The organism is Mesorhizobium sp. M2E.F.Ca.ET.219.01.1.1 (genome assembly GCF_004016445.2).
GTDB lineage: Bacteria > Pseudomonadota > Alphaproteobacteria > Rhizobiales > Rhizobiaceae > Mesorhizobium.
The window spans coordinates 1-2,208 of the sequence record NZ_SADT02000022.1 but is presented as its reverse complement, the minus strand read 5'-3'; the positions used below and the strand labels follow the sequence as shown (position 1 = coordinate 2,208).

Here is a 2,208-nt window from a genome sequence, read left to right as displayed (position 1 = left end):
CCGCTGACCGTCGACCGGGTCACGGGCATCGTCTCGCGCGGCGGCTCGATCATGGCCAAATGGTGCCTGCACCATCACCGGGAGAGCTTCCTCTACGAGCATTTCGAGGAGATCTGCGACATCGCCAGAGCCTATGACGTCTCCTTCTCGCTCGGCGACGGCCTTCGTCCCGGTTCAATCGCCGATGCGAACGACGCGGCGCAATTCGCCGAACTGGAAACACTTGGAGAACTCACCAAGATTGCCTGGGCAAAGGACTGCCAGGTGATGATCGAAGGCCCGGGCCATGTCCCCATGCACAAGATCAAGCAGAACATGGACAAGCAGCTCGCAGTGTGCGGTGAGGCGCCGTTCTACACGTTGGGGCCGCTGACGACCGACATCGCGCCGGGCTATGACCACATCACCTCAGGGATAGGTGCCGCCATGATAGGCTGGTTCGGCACCGCAATGCTTTGCTACGTCACGCCGAAAGAGCATCTCGGCCTTCCCGACCGCAACGACGTCAAGATTGGGGTGATCACCTACAAGATAGCCGCCCATGCAGCCGATCTGGCGAAGGGCCATCCGGCAGCGAAAACCAGGGATGATGCCCTTTCGCGCGCGCGCTTCGAGTTCCGCTGGGAGGACCAGTTCAACCTGTCGCTCGACCCCGAAACCGCACGGTCCTTCCACGACCAGACCTTGCCCAAGGAGGCGCACAAGCTGGCACATTTCTGTTCGATGTGCGGGCCGAAATTCTGCTCCATGCGCATTTCCCACGACATCCGTGCCGAGGCTCAGAAGGAAGGCATGGCGGCAATGGCGGCAAAATACCGGGAGGGCGGCGATCTCTACATGCCGGCGGACGAGACTGGCGTACCGGTCGTGCCGGAGGCTCCCAAACCATCATGAGGGTGCTCGTCAAAGGGGCCGGCGTTGCCGGCCTCACCGTCGCTTTCGAACTCGCCGCCCGCGGCGCGACGGTCACAGTCGCCGAGATGCGGCATGGCCTTGGCGGCAACGCGTCGTGGTTCGCCGGCGGCATGCTGGCGCCATGGTGCGAGCGCGAAAGCGCGGAGCAGCCGGTGCTGGATCTCGGACGCGACGCTGCCGACTGGTGGGATGCGGTGCTGTCGGGTCAGGTGACACGGGCCGGGACATTGGTCGTGGCCGCGCCGCGTGATGCCGGTGAGCTTGACCGGTTCGCCAGTCGCACGTCAGGGCATCGGCGCGTCGATGAAAACGAAATTGCGCTCCTGGAACCCGACCTCGCCGGCCGCTTCCGGCGTGGATTGCTCTTCCCCGACGAGGCTCACCTCGACCCACGCCCGGCGATGGCGGCACTTCATGACAAGCTTGCGACCATGGGTGTCAAATTCCACTTCGGCTGCGACGCCCGGCCTGTTTCGGGTTTCGCCCGTCAGATAGACTGCATGGGAATGGCAGCGGCCGATGACAGGCTGCGCGGTGTTCGCGGCGAAATGCTGATCCTTCGCACGCCTGATGTCTCGCTGTCGCGGCCGGTCCGTTTGCTTCATCCACGCTTTCCGCTTTATGCCGTGCCGCGCACCGATCACCGTTTCATGATCGGAGCGACGATGATTGAAAGCCAGAGCGCCGGACCGGTGACGGCGCGTTCCATGATGGAGCTGCTGGGCGCCGCCCATGCCCTCCATCCGGCCTTTGGTGAGGCCGAGATCGTTGAAACCGGTGTGGGTGTCCGTCCGGCATTTCCCGACAATTTGCCACGCGTCGAAACAGACGGTGAGATCATCGCGATCAACGGTCTTTATCGTCACGGTTTTCTCCTCGCCCCCGCCATGGCGCGCCAGGCTGCCGACCTGGTTTTCAGTCAAGACAGAACCAAGGAGCATGCTCATGAAACTGATGGTCAACGGCGAGGCGCGTGAGATTGCCGCCACCACGCTGGCCGAGTTGCTTGCCGCGCTCGACTATGAGGGCGATTGGCTCGCCACCGCCGTCAACAGCGACCTCGTGCACAAAGCCAACCGCGCGGAGTTCCAGTTGAGCGACGGCGACCGGATCGAAATCCTCTCGCCCATGCAGGGCGGCTAGCATGTTGGAGCTTTATGGAACCGAGCTTTCGTCGCGCCTGCTTCTCGGCACGGCTCAGTATCCTTCGCCGGCCATCCTTGCCGATGCAGTCAAGGCATCGGGCACGTCGGTGGTGACCGTCTCGTTGCGGCGTGAGATGGCGGGCGGTAG

General features: G+C 63.4%; 3 protein-coding genes and 1 pseudogene. All 4 read left to right on the top strand.

Annotation, left to right across the window (positions count from 1 at the left end; translation table 11 throughout):
- A partial coding sequence (locus EN862_RS34700; protein ID WP_189342948.1) for a phosphomethylpyrimidine synthase ThiC occupies positions 1 to 894 on the top strand: 894 nt, incomplete at its 5' end.
- Positions 891 to 1,892, top strand: a complete 1,002-nt coding sequence (gene thiO / locus EN862_RS34695) for a glycine oxidase ThiO (RefSeq protein ID WP_063169415.1) — start codon at positions 891 to 893, stop codon at positions 1,890 to 1,892. The genes EN862_RS34700 and thiO, both read left to right, overlap by 4 nt.
- A complete protein-coding gene (gene thiS, locus EN862_RS34690) occupies positions 1,861 to 2,058 on the top strand; it encodes a sulfur carrier protein ThiS (protein ID WP_024504260.1) in 198 nt (65 codons plus the stop codon). Before thiO ends, thiS begins: the two co-directional genes overlap by 32 nt.
- A 1-nt stretch (position 2,059) precedes the next feature.
- Positions 2,060 to 2,208: pseudogene (locus EN862_RS34685) on the top strand (thiazole synthase); the annotation flags it as partial.

What these genes read in the sequence shown, in the direction of transcription:
- thiO (WP_063169415.1), top strand. Translation starts at nt 891, where the DNA reads ATGAGGGTGCTCGTCAAAGGGGCCGGCGTTGCCGGCCTCACCGTCGCT.
- thiS (WP_024504260.1), top strand. Translation starts at nt 1,861, where the DNA reads ATGAAACTGATGGTCAACGGCGAGGCGCGTGAGATTGCCGCCACCACG.